General features: G+C 62.5%; 16 protein-coding genes. 5 read left to right on the top strand and 11 right to left on the bottom strand.

Going from position 1 to position 17,870, the window contains the following annotated elements; translation table 11 throughout:
* Positions 1 to 35: 35 nt before the first annotated feature.
* The 3 genes from topA to ACIQH5_RS19925 all read right to left on the bottom strand — a co-directional run bounded on the left by topA (position 36) and on the right by ACIQH5_RS19925 (position 5,238).
* Positions 36 to 2,759 carry a type I DNA topoisomerase gene (gene topA / locus ACIQH5_RS19935; protein WP_400406817.1) on the bottom strand — a complete coding sequence of 908 codons (2,724 nt, stop codon included), beginning with the start codon at positions 2,757 to 2,759 and terminating at the stop codon, positions 36 to 38.
* Positions 2,760 to 2,884: 125 nt separating this feature from the next.
* Positions 2,885 to 3,592 (bottom strand): ArsR/SmtB family transcription factor, encoded by a 708-nt coding sequence (locus ACIQH5_RS19930; RefSeq protein ID WP_400406815.1) that lies wholly within the window; start codon positions 3,590 to 3,592, stop codon positions 2,885 to 2,887.
* Entirely contained in the window at positions 3,589 to 5,238 is a 1,650-nt protein-coding gene (locus tag ACIQH5_RS19925) for a methyltransferase (protein WP_400406813.1), read from the bottom strand. Before ACIQH5_RS19925 ends, ACIQH5_RS19930 begins: the two co-directional genes overlap by 4 nt.
* Before the next feature lie 127 nt (positions 5,239 to 5,365).
* On the opposite strand from ACIQH5_RS19925, the gene ACIQH5_RS19920 reads away from it, so the two are divergent.
* Both ACIQH5_RS19920 and ACIQH5_RS19915 read left to right on the top strand, forming a co-directional pair.
* Positions 5,366 to 5,809: a hypothetical protein gene (locus ACIQH5_RS19920; RefSeq protein WP_400406811.1), complete on the top strand. Its 444-nt coding sequence runs from the start codon at positions 5,366 to 5,368 to the stop codon at positions 5,807 to 5,809.
* 64 nt (positions 5,810 to 5,873) lie between these two features.
* Positions 5,874 to 6,404: a hypothetical protein gene (locus tag ACIQH5_RS19915; RefSeq protein ID WP_400406808.1), complete on the top strand. Its 531-nt coding sequence runs from the start codon at positions 5,874 to 5,876 to the stop codon at positions 6,402 to 6,404.
* A gap of 8 nt (positions 6,405 to 6,412) precedes the next feature.
* Here ACIQH5_RS19915 and ACIQH5_RS19910 read toward each other — a convergent pair whose 3' ends face one another.
* Positions 6,413 to 7,309 carry a rhodanese-related sulfurtransferase gene (locus ACIQH5_RS19910; protein ID WP_400406806.1) on the bottom strand — a complete coding sequence of 299 codons (897 nt, stop codon included), beginning with the start codon at positions 7,307 to 7,309 and terminating at the stop codon, positions 6,413 to 6,415.
* 172 nt (positions 7,310 to 7,481) lie between these two features.
* Here ACIQH5_RS19910 and ACIQH5_RS19905 point away from each other — a divergent pair, with 172 nt between their 5' ends.
* Positions 7,482 to 8,174 (top strand): GNAT family N-acetyltransferase, encoded by a 693-nt coding sequence (locus ACIQH5_RS19905; RefSeq protein WP_400406804.1) that lies wholly within the window; start codon positions 7,482 to 7,484, stop codon positions 8,172 to 8,174.
* 83 nt (positions 8,175 to 8,257) lie between these two features.
* The gene (locus ACIQH5_RS19900; protein WP_400406802.1) at positions 8,258 to 10,600 is read left to right on the top strand and encodes a DEAD/DEAH box helicase; all 2,343 of its coding nucleotides are present in this window, start codon (positions 8,258 to 8,260) and stop codon (positions 10,598 to 10,600) included.
* Positions 10,601 to 10,667: 67 nt separating this feature from the next.
* Here the strand turns inward: ACIQH5_RS19900 and ACIQH5_RS19895 are convergent, their stop codons facing one another.
* From ACIQH5_RS19895 to ssd, 7 genes are all read right to left on the bottom strand, one after another.
* Positions 10,668 to 11,030: an Rv3654c family TadE-like protein gene (locus ACIQH5_RS19895; protein WP_400406800.1), complete on the bottom strand. Its 363-nt coding sequence runs from the start codon at positions 11,028 to 11,030 to the stop codon at positions 10,668 to 10,670.
* Positions 11,027 to 11,353 (bottom strand): TadE family type IV pilus minor pilin, encoded by a 327-nt coding sequence (locus ACIQH5_RS19890; protein ID WP_400406798.1) that lies wholly within the window; start codon positions 11,351 to 11,353, stop codon positions 11,027 to 11,029. The genes ACIQH5_RS19895 and ACIQH5_RS19890 overlap by 4 nt, the downstream gene beginning before the upstream one ends.
* Positions 11,354 to 11,409: 56 nt before the next feature.
* Complete coding sequence (locus tag ACIQH5_RS19885; protein ID WP_400406796.1) at positions 11,410 to 11,877, bottom strand: DUF4244 domain-containing protein; 468 nt, start codon at positions 11,875 to 11,877, stop codon at positions 11,410 to 11,412.
* 160 nt (positions 11,878 to 12,037) lie between these two features.
* Positions 12,038 to 12,610, bottom strand: a complete 573-nt coding sequence (locus ACIQH5_RS19880; RefSeq protein ID WP_400406794.1) for a type II secretion system F family protein — start codon at positions 12,608 to 12,610, stop codon at positions 12,038 to 12,040.
* A gap of 23 nt (positions 12,611 to 12,633) precedes the next feature.
* The gene (locus ACIQH5_RS19875) at positions 12,634 to 13,431 is read right to left on the bottom strand and encodes a type II secretion system F family protein (protein ID WP_400406792.1); all 798 of its coding nucleotides are present in this window, start codon (positions 13,429 to 13,431) and stop codon (positions 12,634 to 12,636) included.
* Positions 13,428 to 14,741 (bottom strand): TadA family conjugal transfer-associated ATPase, encoded by a 1,314-nt coding sequence (locus ACIQH5_RS19870; RefSeq protein WP_400406790.1) that lies wholly within the window; start codon positions 14,739 to 14,741, stop codon positions 13,428 to 13,430. Before ACIQH5_RS19870 ends, ACIQH5_RS19875 begins: the two co-directional genes overlap by 4 nt.
* A complete protein-coding gene (gene ssd, locus ACIQH5_RS19865) occupies positions 14,738 to 15,784 on the bottom strand; it encodes a septum site-determining protein Ssd (RefSeq protein WP_400406788.1) in 1,047 nt (348 codons plus the stop codon). The genes ACIQH5_RS19870 and ssd overlap by 4 nt, the downstream gene beginning before the upstream one ends.
* A gap of 284 nt (positions 15,785 to 16,068) precedes the next feature.
* Here ssd and ACIQH5_RS19860 point away from each other — a divergent pair, with 284 nt between their 5' ends.
* Complete coding sequence (locus tag ACIQH5_RS19860) at positions 16,069 to 17,760, top strand: bifunctional 3'-5' exonuclease/DNA polymerase (RefSeq protein ID WP_400406786.1); 1,692 nt, start codon at positions 16,069 to 16,071, stop codon at positions 17,758 to 17,760.
* Positions 17,761 to 17,870 lie beyond the last annotated feature (110 nt).

The following is a 17,870-nucleotide window of genomic DNA, read 5'->3' as shown; positions in this document are numbered from 1 at the left end:
GCAATTCGCAGGTGCTGCCCCGGCCACCATACCGACTACTTTTTGGCTGTCGCCCTCTTGGCCGGTGCCTTGCGGGCGGTGGTCCGCTTGACCGGTCCCTTGGCACGCTTTTCTGCCAACAGCTCCACGGCTTGTTCCCGGGTCAGCTCCTCGAGTGAGGTTGAGCGCGGGACGGTGATGTTGGTGACGCCGTCAGTGATGTACGGGCCAAAGCGGCCTTCCTTCACCACGATGTTCTTCTCGGATACGGGGTCCGGACCGAACTCGGCCAGCGGAGGCACGGAGGCGCGGGCGCCACGCTGCTTGGGCTGCGAGTAGATCTCCAGAGCCTGTTCGAGGGTGATCGTGAAGATTTCCTCTTCTGAACCGATGGAGCGGGAGTCCGTACCCTTCTTCAGGTAAGGACCGAAGCGGCCGTTCTGCACCGTGATGGGGTTGCCGTCCGCGTCCTCGCCGAGGACCCTGGGCAGGCTCATGAGCGCAAGGGCTTCATCCAAGGTGACCGAATCCACGGTCATGGACTTGAACAGTGAACCCGTGCGCGGCTTGGCCTTCACCGGCTTCTTGGGGGGCTTGGGCTTGCCGTTCTTGTAATACTCAACAGGTTGGTTGGCGATTTGTTCCTCGGTCATCTCAGGGATGATCTCGGTGACATAGGCGCCATAGCGGCCGTTTTTGGCAACGATGGTGTGGCCGGTGTGAGGGTCGGTTCCCAGAACGCGTTCCTCGGGGGCCGCAGTCTCCATAAGTTCTTTGGCTTTGGCAGCCGTGAGCTCGTCGGGAGCGAGTTCCTCGGGGACGTTGGCACGCGCGGACTCAACTACTTCGCCCGTCTTCGCGTCAAGGGTTGGGATGGAACTTTCCAAGTACGGGCCAAATTTGCCCACCCGCAGCGTGATGCCTTCTGCGATGGGCACGGAATTGATCTCGCGCGCATCGATTTCGCCAAGGTTATTCACGATGCTCAGAAGGCCGGGATCAGCATCTTCACCGTAGTAGAAGTGCTTGAGCCAGGCAGCGCCGACTGCTTGGCCGTTGGCGATCTTATCCAGGTCGCCTTCCATGTCTGCGGTGAACTCGTAGTCCACGTAGTCCGTGAAGTGCTGCTCCAACAAGCGGATCACGGAGAACGCAATCCAGCTGGGAACCAAAGCTGAGCCCTGCTTACGGACGTACCCACGGTCCTGGATAGTGGAAATCGTGGACGCGTACGTGGACGGGCGGCCGATGCCCCGCTTTTCCAACTCAGCGGTCAGGGATGCTTCCGTGTAGCGTGGCGGCGGCGATGTTTCGTGGCCAACCGCCACGATGTCCGAAGCCGTGAGGGAATCATCTTTGGCAACGTTCGGCAGGCGGCGGGCTTCGTCGGATTCGTCGTCACCACGGCTCTCGTCCTTGCCCTCTTCATAGGCTGCGAGGAAGCCGGGAAAGGTGATGACCGTACCGGAAGCGGAGAATTCGGCGTCGCGTCCATCAGCGGCCACCGCACCGAGGCGGATGGTGGCAGTGGAGCCCTTGGCGTCAGCCATCTGGGAGGCCACGGTGCGCTTCCAGATGAGCTCGTACAGGCGGAACTCGTCGCCGCTCAGCTGCTTGGCAACCTGCGCCGGTGTACGGAAAGAGTCTCCGGCGGGACGGATGGCCTCGTGAGCTTCCTGGGCGTTGGCAGCCTTGTTGGCATAAACGCGGGGGCTCTGGGGAACATACTCGGGACCATAAAGCTCGGAAGCCTGACGGCGCGCTGCGGTGAGTGCTTCATCGCTCAAGGCAGACGAGTCCGTACGCATATAGGTGATGTAGCCGTTTTCATACAGGCGCTGGGCAACCTGCATGGTGCTCTTGGACGAGAAGCGGAGCTTACGGCCGGCTTCCTGCTGGAGCGTGGAGGTGGTGAACGGCGCGGCAGGGCGGCGGGTGTACGGCTTGGTATCTACGGAGCGGACGCGGAAATCAGCGTTTTCCAGGCCTGCAGCCAGAGACGTTGCGAGTTCCTCGTTGAGGTGCACCACGTTGGACGACGTCAGCTGACCGTTGTCATTGAAGTCCCGGCCGCTGGCTACCTTGGAGCCGTCCACGGCGGCAAGCTTTGCTTTGAACGAGCCCGAGTCCGAACCGAACTGGCCTGTGAGGTCCCAATAGGACGCTGCCCGGAAGGCCATGCGTTCACGTTCGCGGTCCACCACCATGCGGGTCACCACGGACTGAACACGGCCGGCCGACAGCCCGCGGGCCACCTTGCGCCACAGCACCGGGGAGATCTCGTACCCGTACAGGCGGTCAAGAATACGACGCGTCTCTTGGGCGTCCACCAGAGCTGTGTCCACGTCCCGGAGGTTGTCCATGGCGCGGTGGATGGCTTCCTTGGTGATTTCACCAAAGGTCATGCGGTAAACGGGAACCTTGGGCTTCAGGACCTCCAGGAGGTGCCACGCGATGGCTTCGCCTTCGCGGTCCCCATCGGTTGCGAGGTAGAGCGCGTCAGCGTCTTTCAGCTGTGCCTTGAGCTCGGCGACCTTTTTCCTCTTATCCGGGGAAACAACGTAGTACGGCTTGAAGTCGTTTTCGACGTCAACGGCGAACTTGCCCAGCGAGGTCTTCTTCAGCTCGGCAGGGAGGTCCGACGGCTGCGGGAGATCCCGGATGTGGCCGATCGAAGCCTCGACGATGAAGCCCTCGCCGAGATACTTGGCGATGGTCTTGCTCTTGGCGGGAGACTCCACGATCACGAGTTTCTTGCCGGTTTTTGCCTTGCTGGGCACGGTGCTCCTACAGAAAAAATGTGTAATTGGGCTGGTGCCCATACTGGCCTAGTTCACCATAGTTTGCAGAATCCTGCGTTTTGGTGCGGAAACCAGGGCGGACATTCAACGGCCCGACGGGGCTGTTACTGACCAGGCGCTACGCGGTCATCCGGGATCATTGACCACAAGGTTGCCACACGTTCGGCACCTTCGGGTATCTGAGTGGGATCTTCAAGTTCGTACTCCCGCAGAACCGCACGAATCCTGTCCAAAAGTTCCCTGCGCTGTGGGTTGGTGAGGTACAGCAGGTTGCTGGAGAGAACAACCGCTGCCGGCTCTTCACCGGCTTCCCCGCGTTGCCGACGTTCCCCGCGGGCTTTGGCGAAAGCAGAAGCCCGGCGTCGGAAGGCATCCAATTCAAGGTCCACCACGGCTATCTCAGGACTGGCAACGCTGCCTCCCGAGATGGTGAAGTCTGTTCCAGCTGCCTTCCAGCGGCGTTCCCTGGCGTCTCCCGCATTTTCCGCAGGGGCCACGATCCCCCACTTCTGAAGGGCCCGGAGGTGGTAGCTCATGGCACTCGGCGTCAGACCCGTCCTGGCCGCGAGTTCGGTGGCTGTGTGACTGACCTGTGTGGCGTAGAGCTCAGAGATAACTTCAAGCCGGGCGGCATGCGCCAAAGCACGGATGGCCTTGGGGTCGGTGATCTCAACAGTCTTCTCGGCACGTTTCCGCCGGGGAACGTCTCCTGACGCTTGGGATGTTTCCTTGTTCACAGTCACTTCATCAGTGTAGTCAGGGTCACTTCCCGGAGGTCCGGCGGTTGATGAGCGCGCCGTGTTCCGGATCACTCGCTGACCCGCGCCGGGTCCGGAAGGAGGAATCCGTCCAGCACCAGGTTGGTGACATCGCGGATGAGCCCTTCGCGGAACGCCTCTTCATCGAAGCCCTCGCCTCCGCCCAGGAGCGAAACCAAAGCCGAGGCGATCTGCCGGACTGACAGTTGGCCGTCGCAGGCGGAGACGAAACCGGCCAGTTCAGTGCTCAGCAGATTGGTCCTCCGAAGGCCGGCGCCTTGCCTCAGGAGGATGACTCCGGGATGAGCAGCCCCTGGGCGCTGGTGCCTTTCCTCCGTGACATCCTCGGCAACCACCAGGTGCGCCAAAGGAACCGACTCTGCAGCCACCCAGTCAGCCCGATCCACGGCGGCACCCAGATGAGGTCCGATCGGTTGTTCGATCGGGTAAGTAATTTCCTCGAAGCGGTTGATGACGGCCCCGAGCGCTTCCTCCGGACGTCGCAGCAAGATCATGCCGAAGCCAATACCCTCAACGTTTCTGGACGCAAAATCATCCAAATAGGCTGCGTACGCTTCCTGGTATTGCCCATCCTCGCGGTTCTGCGAAGCGTCCTGAAGCCAGGTCTCCGCGTATTGTTCAGGGCCAACCTGTTCCCGTTGAATGAACCAGACGTCCAAACCCGCGTTCCGGAGCCACGCCTGGGGCCTGTCCTTCCAGTCCGAACCAGAGGTTATCTCCCAGTTGCCCAGCATTTGCGCTGTTCCACCGGGCTCCAATACCTCCGCGAGGGACTGTACAAGGGAAGCCACTATTTCGTCGCCGGGCAGACCGCCGTCGCGGTACGTGAACTGGTCCGACGACGACTCGCCGCCCGTTCGCGGAGTAATAACGAAAGGAGGGTTCGATACCACCAACCCGAACTGCTCCCCCTTTACGGGTTCAAGGAGCGAGCCAAGCCGGAGGCTCACCCTGCCCTCCAGGTTCTTGGGGTCCAGCTCCAGTTCCGCGGCGTTCAGCAGAAGGTTGAAACGGGTAAAGGCGAGCGCCCTCTCAGAGATATCCGTGGCCGTCACGTGCTCGCAGTGATGGAGCAAATGGAACGTTTGGATACCGCAGCCGGTGCCAACATCCAGCGCTCGTTTGCTGTGCTTCCTGAACGTGGTTTGGACCAGTGTTGTGGAGGCACGACCGATTCCCAGCACGTGGTCATGCCTCAACACTCCCGGTTGCTGATGCGCTGCGAGGTCGCTGGCAACCCAGAGCTCCGCGCCGCCACTGCCATCGGTGTTGGCGTCCCAGCCGTAGGGGCGAAGGTCCACTTTGGCCGTAACCATCCCGGAGTCCACAGTGACCAGTCCCAACTCCGCGAGTCCCTCCGCACGGATACCGGGGAGGGCGGAATCGATGTCCGCCGCGGACTGTGGAACGGCCAACAGCCAAAGACGGACAACCACCGCCGAAGACCGGACTAATGGGTCCTCGGAATTCATGAGCCGCTCACTGGCCAGGAGCGCGGGAATGAGTTGGTCCCTGCCAAGTGCCTCCGAGGCTGATGCGCCCAAAAGTTCAGCCACGCCGTCCACCGTGTAGGAGAGAGCACGAAGATCTGCGGCGAGCGCCGACAGCAGTTCGGGGAGGTCGCTGCGCGGAGCATCGTCGGTGTTGCCGGAAGTAAAGGAGGAAGCTGTGTCAGTCACCTTGCAAGTGTAGGGGCGGCACGGAGTCCTCCGGGATGCTGAACCTGCTCTATGTGGAGAAACGGGAAGGGTGGACAAGCGGAGGGGTGGACAAACACCCCCATGGGAACCCGGTAGCGTTGGATGCATGCTCAACTTCTCCTCCACAAGGCGCCGTGCGGGCCTTGTTGCCATCACAGCTGCGGCCTTGCTGGGAGTCAGCGGCTGCCAGGCACCGGTCAACATCGAAAACGCCGACGTTCCTGCGTGGAAGGAAAAGGTCCTCCCTTCGGCGAGCGGCGTGGTGTTGGAGGACTCCGGAAAAATCCTCAACCGGGACCCGTTGGTCAAGGACGCCCCCAACGTCCCGGCGGGAAGCTACACGCTCACCATGGCTTGCGATGGTGGAGGCAAGGCCTATTTTGCGGTTTCTTCGGGCGGAACCAAGATCGCGGACGCGGCTGCAGCATGTAATGGCAGCCTTGACGTGGTGAAGATCAAAGTGCCCGGCACCGGCGCTTTCAGCATCTCTACCAGCAGTGTGGATGCCCCGCTGATCTTCGCCTACCACGTGGTCCCGGCAGCCGCTTAGGCCCCCGCAGGCACCCACCCTGACAACCCTTTGGCCAGCGGCTTTATGGGCGTAAAGTCAGTCCATGGGCAGCAAGGCAGCTCGCTCGGTGATGCCACAGCGGCCGGCGAGAGCCGCCGTCGTAATCCTTATTGCGCTGAGCGGCAGCCTGACGGCATGCGAATACACCTATGACGAGGATGGCAGGCCGGAGGCCAGCCCCACTTCCACTGCCGGCAATGTGGTTCTACCGCCCGATCCGGCGCTGGAGGAAACAGTAACCGGCGAGGCACTCGAAGAGTGGGCCAAACTGGCGTTGCCCGAGTCCCAAGGGCAGTCTTTCTTCTCAAGCAGCGGCTATCTCAACCCCGGCGAGGCCAAGTCTGAGCAGACGGTGCAGTTGCCTGGCGGGACGTATGCGGTGACGCTGGCCTGCCGCGGGACACGACGCGTGACCTTCAGCGTCGCGTTGGGCGAGGCCAAGCTCGTGGACCTGACCCTGGGGTGCGCCAACGCTCGCGTGAGCGTGGTCCAGGTGGAAAAGGACGCAATACTGTCCATCACAGTGGGCTCAAGATCGGACGCCAACTTCGCGTATCGGGTGAGCCGGCTCTGACTCAACCGTCAGGCGGCTTCGCAGCCTCCGGGGCAGCGGAGAGTTTCAGGACTGGAGGCACATTCCTCGCAGTACAGGGTCAAAGTACGGCAACTGAGGTTGGAGCAGTTCTCGAACTTGTTGGTGGGTGCAGCGCAGCGGACGCATTCACCGATAGTTTTGGCTTCCTCGCTGAACTCGACGTGCATGCGCTTGTCGAAGACGTAGAGCGAGCCTTCCCAGAGGCCCTTATCCTTGAACGTCTCGCCGTAGCGGACAATCCCGCCATCCAACTGATACACCTCTTTGAAGCCCCTGTTGACCATGAGGCTGGACAACACTTCGCAGCGGATTCCGCCCGTGCAGTACGTGACTACGGGCTTGTCCTTGAGGTCGTCGTACTTACCGGATTCGAGTTCCTTGATGAAGTCGTGCGTGGTGTCGACGTCCGGGACGATCGCGTCCTTGAACTTACCGATCTGGGCTTCGAACGCGTTGCGGCCGTCGAAGAACACTACGTCTTCGCCGCTGGTCTTTTTGGCATCCACCAGTGCGTGAAGTTCCTCTGGCTGGAGGTGTTTCCCGCCGCCCACCACGCCGTTCGCGTCAACTTTCAGCTCACCGGGGGCTCCGAACGACACGATTTCGTCGCGGACCTTGACGCTGAGACGCGGGAAATCCGCGGCGCCTCCCTCCGACCATTTGAAGTCGATGTCGTGAAAACCCTTGTATTCACGGGTGGTCTTCACGTACTGCTTCATGTTGTTGAGCTCGCCGCCCACCGTGGCGTTGATGCCGTCCTTTGATATGAGGATCCGGCCGGTGAGACCCAGCTTTTCGCACAGGGCGCGCTGCCATAGACGCACGGCGTCGGGGTCGGCGATCGGGGTAAAGCCATAGAAGAGCACAATTCGGTTCAAAGCCACTGTTAAAGGGTACTCGGTGCAGTAAAATCGTCGCCTTTCGCGCAGGGTTCTTCGCCGGGTTCCGGGCAGGCTGACTGCGGGACCACCGGCGGGAAGTCACAATTCCATAAGCAACCATCCCCGGGCTGACGTGGCTCTGTTGCTTCATGGTGCGCTGGCATACTCTCTCTACATGAGTCCAGACGCCTTGGTTGAAGACATTGCGCACCTCTTGGAAGTCTGGGTGGCCGGCTGGTCCGGCTGCCGCGGCTATGAACTACGCCAAGAAGGCCGCTTCCCTGCCGCACTTCGCACCGACAAAACCGGTGACTGGGAGTATTTCGCCCATGATCCCTCAGATGAAGAGTTCGCCGCCTTGGCCGGCAAGACGGCAGAGGCTTCCACCCGGATCCTGACGATCCTCACCAACGATGTCCAACGGTACAAATACCTCGCTGAACAGCGCGGACTCACCGTGACTTCCGCGTCCCAGACCATGATGGTGGTGGACATGGAAACTCAGGATGCCGAGGATCCGTGGCTCCCTGACGACGATCTGGAGCTGGCTACCTCGGAATCCAACGGTGTCCATTACGCGGTGGTCCATTCCGGCGAGCAGGTAGCTGCCAGCGGCAGGGTGTACGTGGTCAACGGCACAGCCATCTTCGACAAGATCGTTACCGAACCTGATTTCCAACGCCGTGGTCTGGGCAGTTTCATCATGAAGGCGCTGGCGGCGCAGGCGTTCGCGCACGATGTTGAGAACGGCCTGCTCCTGGCATCCTTGGACGGCCAAAAGCTTTACTCCCATCTGGGATGGGACGTGGTGTGCCACGTCCTGATGATGTCCAGCGGAACCGAAGGCTCGGACCTCTCAGGAGCATAGAAACTCCCGTAAAAGAGCAATGCTCGACGGCGGCGCCCCAGGGTGCCGCCGTTGGCGTCCCCGCACAGTGACAGAATGATTCGGTGGCTGCACCGAATTCATTGATCTCCTTGCTGGGCCGGACGCCGGACCCTGAGCAGCTCCGCCATGTCCACACCATCCCTGCCCGTAAAGCGGTCAACGAGCCATGGCCAAGCTGGGTCCACCCGGATGTTCTGGCGGCCTACGGTACCTTGGGCATTCACGAGCCGTACCGGCACCAGATCCAGGCGGCAGACCTCGCCCATTCCGGACAGCACGTGGTCATCGCCACGGGAACTGCTTCCGGAAAGTCGCTCGCTTACCAGTTGCCGGCCTTGGATGCGATACACCGGTCCGAGCTGCGGGTCCTCTCGGATCCCGGCAAGATCCACGACGACGGCGCCGTCACGCTGTACCTGTCCCCCACCAAGGCCCTAGCAGCAGACCAACTCGCAGCGATCCGCTCCCTGAAACTGCCCACGGTCCGGGCAGAAACCTACGACGGCGATACTGATGTCTCGTCCCGGCGTTGGATCCGGGACCACGCCAACTTCATCCTGGCCAATCCGGACATGCTGCACTTCGGCATCCTTCCCAACCACACGTGGTGGGCCCGGTTCTTCCGGCGGCTGCGCTACGTGATCGTGGACGAAGCACACAGTTATCGCGGCGTGTTCGGCTCGCACGTGGCCAATCTGATGCGACGTCTCCGCCGGATCTGCGCCTACTACGGCGCTGGGAGCTCCTTCCCCGAACCGGTGTTCATTGCCGCTTCCGCCACAGCCTCGGACCCCGGGGTTTCCTTTGGGCGGCTCATCGGTGCTCCCGTCCGGGAAGTTTCCGAAGACTGCTCGCCGCACGGTTCCACCACGGTGGCTTTCTGGGAACCCGCACTCACTGACGTCAAAGGTGAGAACGGTGCCAAGCAGCGGAGAACGGCCGTAGCTGAGACTGCGGATATCCTTGCGAACCTCGTATCTTCCCGTGTCAGGACCATCGCGTTCATCAAGTCGCGTCGCGGCGCCGAGTCCATTGCGTCCATCACCAAGAGACTGCTGGACGAAGTGGATCCCAGTCTTCCCGGCCGGGTGGCCGCCTACCGTTCCGGGTATCTCCCCGAGGAGCGGCGGGCCTTGGAACAGGCTTTGAGGTCCGGCCAGCTGCTGGGCGTCTCCAGCACTTCCGCTTTGGAACTTGGCATCGATATTTCGGGTCTTGATGCCGTGCTGGTGGCAGGATGGCCCGGCACCCGGGCCTCCCTTTTTCAGCAGATAGGCCGCGCAGGCCGGGCAGGGCAGGACGCCATTGCCGCCTTCGTGGCAAGTGACGATCCGCTGGATACGTACTTGGTGAATCATCCGGAGGCGATCTTTGACGTGTCCGTGGAAGCCACCGTCTTCGATCCCGGCAATCCCTACGTCCTTGGACCACACCTGTGCGCGGCAGCGGCCGAGTTGCCCATCGGTCCGGCCGAGCTCGATCTTTTCGGCCCCACCGCCGAAGGGCTCCTTGACCGTTTGGTCCTTCAGGGATACCTGCGTAAGCGGCCCGCGGGGTGGTTCTGGACGCACCCTGAGAGCGCTGCCGGGATGGTGAACCTCCGGGCTGACGGAGGTGGACCCGTGAGCATCGTCGATGCCGAAACGGGCTCGCTCCTGGGAACCATGGATTCGCCACAAACCCACTATCAAGCCCACACGGGTGCCATCTATGTCCACCAAGGTGACAGCTACCTGGTGGAGGACCTCAACGAAACCGATCACTGCGTCATGGTGCGCCGGGTAAACCCTGACTTCTACACCACGGCCCGGGATGTGACCCAGATCGAAGTCCTTGAAACTTTGCGCTCGGTCCAGTGGGGTGACATCACCGTGCATTTTGGTGACGTCAAAGTAACCACCCAAGTTGTCTCCTTCCAACGCAAGGCCTTGATTTCCAACGAGATCCTCGGCGAAGAACCCCTCGATTTGGGTGCCAGGGACCTGTTTACCAAGGCCGTCTGGTTTGTGGTGGACAACCGTTCCCTGCACGGTGCAGGGCTGGTGGAAGCGGAGTTCCCCGGGGCGCTGCATGCGGCCGAACACGCTGCAATCGGGCTCCTCCCTTTGGTTGCTTCCAGTGACCGTTGGGATATCGGCGGGGTATCCACCGCTCTGCATGCCGACACCGGCGTGCCAACGATCTTCGTTTACGACGGCCATCCTGGTGGTGCCGGGTTCGCTGAACGAGGTTTTGAGAAGGCCAAGATATGGCTGACAGCCACCCGGGAAGCGATCAAGGCATGTGAGTGTGATGCCGGCTGCCCGTCCTGTGTTCAGTCCCCTAAATGCGGTAACAAGAACAACCCGTTGGACAAGGCAGCCGCCATCACCCTCCTTGATGTTTTGTTGAAGGACGCCAGCTAACCAAGAACGGCAGCCAACACAGCCGGCACCAGGCCGTTCCTGCAGTATCCGGTCCATTTTCTGTCGCTTACGGAGGAGGCCCTGCCCGTGCGCGGCCAGTGGCAACGCCCCACTGGAAGGGATGGGCCAGCTCCGTTTCAACCTCCACCTCGTCCCCGCCGGCCACAGTGCAGGACGTGATCTTTGCATCGTGTTTCCCGGCCACCTCTGCTGCCACTTCGCAGGGCTCCCCGGAAGTTAGCCCCCTCGCAGAATCTGCGGCAGCAAGAGCTGCCAGGTCCGCCGCAGACGCGGCCCGTGATGCCATCACTCCGGCCTGCGCCAGGACGAACAGGCCAAGCATCAGAGCCATGACCACCGCGCCCAAGGCGAGTGCGAGCACCGTGCCAGCACCGCGTTCGTGCTGGGCAATCGGCCGGAGCGTCTTCACGGGGTACCCGCTTCTGCCCGTGCTGATGCCGAGGCCTTCAACGTCCAGGGGATCATCGGTCCCAAGGCCCCGCCCACTGGCGAGGAAACAGTCACTGTGACCCACTCGCCGTCGTCAGTAAGCGACGAAGCAACGCTTTCCCCCGCAAGTCGCTTGACGATCCCGTCCACCGAGCCGGCGTCCTCGCCCCGGGCCAACGCGCGCGCTCCCGCCCTCACCGCGTCCTCCAGCCGGAGTTGGGTAATACCAGCGGCGCCGCCTGCCAGCAGGAATGCCAAGAGCAACACAACGGCCGGCAAGGCCACTGCGAACTCTGCAGTCACAGCGCCCCTTTCCTTCCCATGCCGGGACGCTCTCCCGCGGGCAGGCAGCAGACCGGTCATGGCAGGGACAACGCCGTACGGATCAGGTTGAGCAGGAAGCCGCGGACCTCTTCGCTCCGAAGAATGACCACCAGCAGTCCCGCCAGCCCAACGGCAGCGAGCGTGGCTATGGCGTACTCAGCGGTGGCCATACCCATTTCCGAACCCATCAGCTTTGTCCGTGTGCTGACCCTGGCCAAGAAGCCCTCCTCCGTCCGGAAGCCCTCGCCTGTCCAAAAGCCCTCGTCCTCAAGTGGCCCGTTGTCAGACTCCGCAAGTTCCTCAAAGCCGGGTCCGAACGCCAAAAGTTCGTCCTCAAGCTCGAATCGCTCCAGATCGTTAGGTTCGAGCTCGTACTCGGAGAGTTCGTCGTGCTGGGTTGTCACCGGCGTCCCGGTGGATGCCTGAAGGGTTTCAACGGGAGCCGAGCGGTCCCGGGGCATATCACTGAGAAGGCCCGGAAGCGTGGTGGCTAGTGTTTTCACGGTGGGTTTCCTTTCAAGAAGTGCCAGCTCTCTGCCGACAAATCCGACTCTTCCGTGGTCTGGAGAAGGCTGGAAGAAGGCGATCTCCGCAAGTGGATAACCCGTCTTGTCAGGCTGGGTGTGGAGGAATGGTTGTGGCTGCGGAGGCCTTCTCCACGGTTCACCCGGAAGGAAGCATGGCGATGAGGACCGGCACGATGCCGAGGCAGATAAAAGCAGGAAGGGAGCAGAGGCCCAGAGGAACCACAAGCTTCACGCCTAAGGCAGCTGCCCGTTTCTCTGCGGCCCGGAACTGCTCGCGCCGTTCCCTCGCCGCCTGCGCATAGAGGATGGAAGCGGACGGCGCACCCGTCAAGGCCGCAAAAGCCAAAGCATTCTTCAGGCGGACCACTTGAGGGGCGTGCTTGGTTGGCGTCCGCCAGGCAGTCTCCCAGTCTGCGCCGATCGCGAGCGCGGCAACAACGGGCCGGAGTGATTGCCTGATGGGAGGCGAGGCACACTTTGCAATAAGCTCCAGTGCCCGCCCGATTCCGGCTCCGGCGTCAAGCATCGAAGCCACCAATTCCAGCATCATCGCCGTATCGCGAAGCCCGTCTGCTGCCGGGTCAACGTTGGTTGATGCGGAAGAATCCTGCGCCGTTTCGGCTTCCCCTCCCCGGGGAAGAAGCTGCATTCTTGTCCGGAGTGGTGCCGCAAAGCTCAGGTATGCAGCCAGCACCATAATCACAGTCATTGCCCAGACCGGGGCGTCGTACATCAGGGGGCTCCGGTAGCGGACGCGACCAGTCGCGAGGACCAGACGCGGCCGGCCGCAGTGAGCAGGAGCCCCACCGCGAAGGTGGCAACACCCAGGAAGTTGTTCAACAGGATCCCTAGAGGATCCACGCCCAATGCCATTCCCAGCCCAAGCCCGAATACCGGCAGCCACGACAACAGCCGAACGGTAGCCTTGGGCCCTGCGAGCGCCGTCTGACGGGCGGCCTCGGAGTCTTCTTCGGCCTCCAATTGCGCTGCGAAGCGGGTGAGGAGGTCCGCCAGCGGACAGCCGCTGGTCTCCGCGATGTCCAGGCAGGCTGCCAGCTCCGTCCACACACGGCGCTCAGAACTTCCGCGCCGCGGATACGCCTTGGCGGCAGCGCCCCGGATGGCTTCGGCTGGAGAATTTCCCACCGTTGACGCCGCCCGCGCCGCCGCGAGAACTTGCAAGGACTCGGTGGACAGCCCGGTGTTCCCCTTTTCCGCTGCTGGAACTGTGCCACCGTCCGCGATGTGCCGCGAACCATGGACAACCCATAGCTCCTCCCACAGCCGGAAGGCTCCCCGGCCACCGCGCAAGAGGGCGGCGAGCTGTTGTACCAGCACACCAAGCGACAACGGCTCCGGATGCCTACGCGGCCTTGAACGTCCGAGCCGCATCCTTCGACGGGCGTACCTTCGCCGGGTCCCGCCTTGCCGCTCCCCCAGACTCGTCCTGAGACGCCGGACACCAGCCCTCCCGCCCTTGAACTGAAGCCACACCGCGAGTGCCGCCACCAGGATGAAGGGGCCGATCATCGGCTGTCACCGAAACGACGCATTCCCCGGGGACGTGACCCGGTTGATGTCGGGTCACCCGCCATCAGGGATTGGTGTTGTAGTGGATCGTCTTGTTGTGGCAGCAAACCATCCATCTCCTTCAGCGGTTCCAGTGATAGCCGGGCGGAGAGTTCAGGCCATGCCGGCCCTGACGTCATTCCTGTGGGGCTCCAGCTGAGGGCCGACACCACTTTCTGCCCCTGCCTGGTATCAGTCACTACGCCGATGGACGCCACTTTCCGTCCAGACTGTGTTCGATCCACGTGAATCACGACGTCAAGGGCACTGGAGACCTGCAACCGCACGGCTTCGGCGTTCAACCCTGCCAGGGCGCCGAGGGCCACCAACCGTGCCGGAACCGCCTCGGCAGTGTTGGCGTGGATGGTGCCACCACCCCCAGTGTGGCCAGTGTTGAGGGCAGTCAGCAGTTCGCGGACTTCAGCACCCCGGCATTCTCCTACGATCAGCCTGTCCGGCCGCATGCGCAGTGCTTGGCGGACCAGTTCTCCGAGGTCCATTGCCCCTCCCCCCTCGAGGTTTCCGTGGCGCGATTCGAGCGTCACCACATGCGGGTGGACAGGGTTGAGCTCGGCGGCATCTTCTATCAGGACCAAACGCTCGGCCGGATGGCTCAAGCCGAGCATGGTGGAAAGCAGCGTCGTCTTTCCTGAGCCCGTTGCCCCGCTGATGAGGAAACTCAGTTTGTGAGCCATGATGGCCCGGAGAACCGCCTCGACGTGGTCCGAAAACATGCCAAGTTCTTTCAACTCGGCGAGGGTAAACACTTCATCCCGGCGGATGCGAATGGACAGCAGGGTCCCTGCCGTTGATATCGGTGAGAGGACTGCGTGCACCCGATACCCGCCGTTGAGCCGGACGTCCACGCAGGGGGAACCGTCGTCCAGTCGCCTTCCCCCGGCTGAGACCAGGCGGGTGGCCAGCGACCTGATCTGTTGTTCGGTGTCGAAATGAACTGAAGATCGTTCCAGGCCGTTCCCGCGGTCCAACCACACGGAATCAGGGCCGTTGACAAAGATGTCCGTGACGGCAGGATCTTGTGCGAGCGGCTGGAGGGGGCCTAATCCGTTCAGTTCCGCGTTGATGGATTCGGCCGCCTCCAACGCTCCGGCAGTACCGAGTAATCTGCCGCTTGCCTGCACTGCTGCCGCGACAGTAGAGGGAGTCACGGGTCCGCTCCCTGCGAGCACTGATTCCCGCACCGTTTCAAGGAGGACCGAGTCCAGCCTGCGGCCCTGCCGGCGGCGGGTTCCCTCGGCAAAGAGGCTCACTGGACGCCGCCGCTCAGTTCCAGCACAGCCCCGGCGAAGCGGCTGATGGATTTCCTGCGTCCGATTTCCAGCAATCGCCCCAGCTCAGTGCCCGCAGCAACTCCACGGATCTCCGGCAGGACACCCAGCAGCGGCAACCCCAGTGACTCCGCGATCACTGGAGCATCCACAGAGGTGGCGCCGTTTCCGCGGACCAGAAGTCCGGCATCTATGGGCGGAAGTTCGTTGAGGACGCGCGCGGCCGCCACTGCGGATTTGAGGTGGGCTTTGGTTAGCAGCAAGATCCTGTCGCAGTCCCACGCGAGCGTGCCCAATCCCTCCTCACTGCGTCCGATGTCAACCAGGATGAGCTCGAAGCTCCGGCGTGCGGCGTCAACAACAGCGGCCACGGCGCCGACCGCCGGGATGTGGACCGGTTCACGGGTCCCAGGCCAGGACAGGTAGGCGAAGCCGCCGGCAACCGGCAGTGAATCCCGGAATTGGGATGGATCAATGCTGCCCCTGGTTTCGGCGAAGTCCGGCCATCGGAGACCGGGAACTTCGTCAGCCGTCACCGCCAGCTCAAGGCCACCACCCCAGCGGTCGCCGTCGATGAGCATGGTGCTGATGCCATGACCGGCTGCAGCTTGGGCAAGCCAGATGGCGGTGGTGGTAGCTCCCGCCCCACCACTGCCACCGATGATTCCCATGACCGTACCGCCAGGATCCGGGGAGCCGGACATGCTCAGGTGTTCGGCGAGCCAGGCGGCGGCCTCGGGAAGGACGGCGACGCGCTCAGCTCCGAGCGAAGCGGCTAAACGCCACAACCCGTCACCTTCAGAGGCTTTGCCGAGCAACACCGTAGGAGCCCTTCGTCTGGGCGGCAATTCGCGAATATCGCTGCCTACCAACACGACGTCGGCGTTGTCCCATCCGTGGACGGCTTCCATCACATCCACTGCCGTTCTGAGACTTCCGCCTGCGGCAGCGACTATCCGTTTTGCCTCTTCCTGAAGGTAGGGGTCGCCGGAAACGAGCAGAATCCCGAGGGTGTCGCGAGGCACCCAGGATCCGTCTGCGTCCCCTTCCACCGGTTGCTTGCCCGATGGCCCATAAGGCTCAGTAGTCTGTCCCGGGTGCCTGAGTTGTCTGGGTTGCCTGTGCCGACGATCTTGCTTCCTCATGACTTTCACACTGCTTCAATCGTGGCCTCAGAATAAGGTTCGAATGCCCGTATGTGCACAACACAGCGCGGCCGGAGGTGTGGAGGAGCAGTCGCTCCCCGGTACAGCACACCAAAGCCGCCCCGAAATCGCAGCACACCTCCGCACAGGGCAGAATGGACACCATGTATTTGCTGCTCGCCGCCCACCAGGAAGGCGCAGCCATACAAAGGATCTCCCCCACCGGAAAGGCCACTGCTGACGCGCGCGTCATCACCCGCGGTGACTTGCCCGGCGTCGTGCGTGAATTCGAAGCTCAGCGGCCCCGCTGGGTGTGGCACCGCGCCCAGGACTGGTACCCCGAACTGCTGACCCAAGGCATAGAGCTGGAGCGTTGCCACGACCTCGCGCTCTGCGGAGCCATTCTGGCCCACTCGGAATTCACAGCCCACACGGACTACGCCAAGCATGCGGTCAAGCTCACGCAGGACGATGACTCAACACCGCCGCGTGCCCTTCAACCCCCGCCTCCGCCCGCAGATCAAGGCGCACTCTTTGAGGACCTTTCGCCCTCCAGTACCAAGACGGGACTTGCTGAGCTCAAAGAGGAATTTGCCGCCCAACAACTCGCGATTTCCCAGGTATCCGAGGCCCACCAGCAGAAACAGCGCCTCCAGCTACTGCTCGCCGCTGAGTCTGCTTGCGCAATAATCGCCGTCGAGATGCAACACGTTGGCGTCCCATGGCGTGAAGAACTGCATCAGCAGATCCTCGCCGACGTTTTGGGGCCCCGCCCACCTCTCGGGCACCGTCCACCGGCACTTGAGGCTCTCTGCGCCGAGCTCAGGAGCATCCTCAACTCCCCCAGCCTGAATCCGGACTCCCCTCAGGACCTGATGCGCGCCTTGCACCGGAACGGGATCGAGGTCAAAAGCACCCGGCAGTGGGAGCTTCAGGAATCGAAGCATCCGGCCATCCAGCCGTTGCTCGCCTACAAGAAGCTCTCCCGTCTGCACACCGCCAACGGCTGGTCCTGGCTGGACGCCTGGGTGCGTGACGGGCGGTTCCATCCCGAGTACGTGGTGGGTGGCGTCGTGTCAGGCCGCTGGGCCTCCCGGGGTGGCGGCGCGCTCCAGATCCCGCGCAATATCCGGGCAGCGGTCCATGCGGATCCCGGACACAAGCTCATTGTTGCCGACGCCTCTCAACTGGAGCCGCGCGTTCTCGTGGCGCTGGCCCAAGACACCAAAATGGCGGAGGCAGCCCGCGATAAGGACCTCTACGCAGGCATCGCAGCCCAGGGCTTTGGTGGCGACCGCGCCAAAGCGAAAATTGCCCTGCTGGGTGCCATCTACGGCGCCACCACGGGCGAGTCCGGCAGGCTCATGCCGCAGCTGACGCGTACTTATCCGCGCGCTGTCGGCTTCGTTGAGCAAGCAGCGCGTGAGGGCGAAGCAGGCCGAACCGTCACCACACGGCTGGGTAGAAGCAGCCCTCCACCATCGGCCGGCTGGCTGCGGAGCCAACAATCAACCACGGCCGAGGAACAGCGCCGCGCCGATAATCTGGCCCGGTCACGGGGCCGCTTCACCCGCAACTTCGTGGTGCAAGGCTCGGCTGCTGAGTGGGCGGCCTGCTGGTTGGCGGAATTACGACGGCGGCTGCGGACCTTGCGCGCCGAAGGCTCACCCAGCGGTGAACTCGTCTTCTTTTTGCACGACGAAGTGATGATTCACGCTCCCGGGAATGCCGTGGACGCATGTATCCGCGCCATCGAAGAAGCTGCCGCTGCGGCGAAGGAACTCATGTTCGGGCGGATCCCGGTGGAATTTCCGGTGAGCCTGGCCGTGGTCGATTCGTACGACAATGCGAAGTAGCCGGACCATAGCCGGAAGGTGCGGCACTATCCAGTCATATCTCGCCATATGAGCCGGAATGACCTGCTTCCTAGCGGTACTGCCAAGTAACTTTAGTTCGTCCTGTGATC

The sequence above is a fragment of the Paenarthrobacter sp. NPDC091711 genome (assembly GCF_044756605.1).
Classification (GTDB): domain Bacteria; phylum Actinomycetota; class Actinomycetes; order Actinomycetales; family Micrococcaceae; genus Arthrobacter.
This window is presented reverse-complemented; position numbering and strand designations above follow the sequence as displayed.

Coding starts and splice junctions, on each gene's coding strand:
- ACIQH5_RS19860 (WP_400406786.1), top strand. CDS start 16,069: ATGTATTTGCTGCTCGCCGCCCACCAGGAAGGCGCAGCCATACAAAGG.
- ACIQH5_RS19905 (WP_400406804.1), top strand. CDS start 7,482: ATGAGTCCAGACGCCTTGGTTGAAGACATTGCGCACCTCTTGGAAGTC.
- ACIQH5_RS19915 (WP_400406808.1), top strand. CDS start 5,874: ATGGGCAGCAAGGCAGCTCGCTCGGTGATGCCACAGCGGCCGGCGAGA.
- ACIQH5_RS19875 (WP_400406792.1), bottom strand. CDS start 13,431: ATGATCGGCCCCTTCATCCTGGTGGCGGCACTCGCGGTGTGGCTTCAG.
- ACIQH5_RS19880 (WP_400406794.1), bottom strand. CDS start 12,610: ATGACTGTGATTATGGTGCTGGCTGCATACCTGAGCTTTGCGGCACCA.
- ACIQH5_RS19920 (WP_400406811.1), top strand. CDS start 5,366: ATGCTCAACTTCTCCTCCACAAGGCGCCGTGCGGGCCTTGTTGCCATC.